General features: G+C 39.2%; 1 protein-coding gene. It reads right to left on the reverse strand.

Translation table 11 applies throughout. The features are described 5' to 3' along the window. Positions 1-15: 15 nt before the first annotated feature. The coding region (locus BABA_RS24475; protein ID WP_007087959.1) for an IS982-like element IS982B family transposase at positions 16-886 on the reverse strand (871 nt) is incomplete at its 5' end.

Raw genomic sequence — 886 nt, forward strand, 5'->3', positions numbered from 1 at the left:
CGAATTGCTAGTTGATTATTTAGCCATGACTTGATACCCGATAGAATATCTTAAAGTCTCTGGTTCCAGTGATTTAGCTGATTTTAACAGTAAAGAATACGCTAAAAGTATCATCTCTAATTTCAATTGAAAACCTTGAGGCGAACGACTTTTACAACGCTCAGCTCCTAGATTTGTCAAAAAAGAGAAAACTCGCTCAATCACTTTTCTACGTTTTGAAAAATTAGGGAAAAGGATTTTCTTTTGCTTCATGTTCTTCCTGACAGGTGTCATTAGATCAATTCCTTTTAATTCCAGCCTATCATGCAGTGACTGACCTAGATATCCCATATCTCCAAGGACTGTTGGTGTCCCAAATTGACTCAACACTTCCTCGGTCATTGAACTATCAGCCATTGAAGCAGGAGTAATTGTGTAGTCTATGACATAGCCTGATTCACTGACTAAAGCATGACATTTACATCCATAGAAGTACTGTCCCTTTGTAGCATTGTAGCCAACATTTGCATAATCTCCAAGAACTTTGCTTCTGAAATTACGAATAGGCTGACACAAAGGAATGGGGAAGCTGTCAATAATGGATACACTCATTCCTTCAACCTCTTTAAAGACGAGTGCTTGGCGAATGACTTGGATACTCGGTAAGAGGGCATTACAACGGCGGACAAAGCGAGAATATTCTAGGAAATTAGGAAATAAACTTTGAGCAAGTTGGTGCTTAGCTTTAAGCGTTTCACTAAAATGCAGTACGCCCCATAGGTAACAAGCGATAACTAAGCAATCTGATGTTGCGAGATGGACGTTCTTTCGGTTTTGAACCTCAAGGGGAACCCTCGTTTGATAAAGCGTCTCAATGGTTGTCAGTAAATAAACAAAAACTTTTGGA

It is taken from the genome of Neobacillus bataviensis LMG 21833 (assembly GCF_000307875.1).
Taxonomy (GTDB): domain Bacteria; phylum Bacillota; class Bacilli; order Bacillales; family Cytobacillaceae; genus Neobacillus; species Neobacillus bataviensis.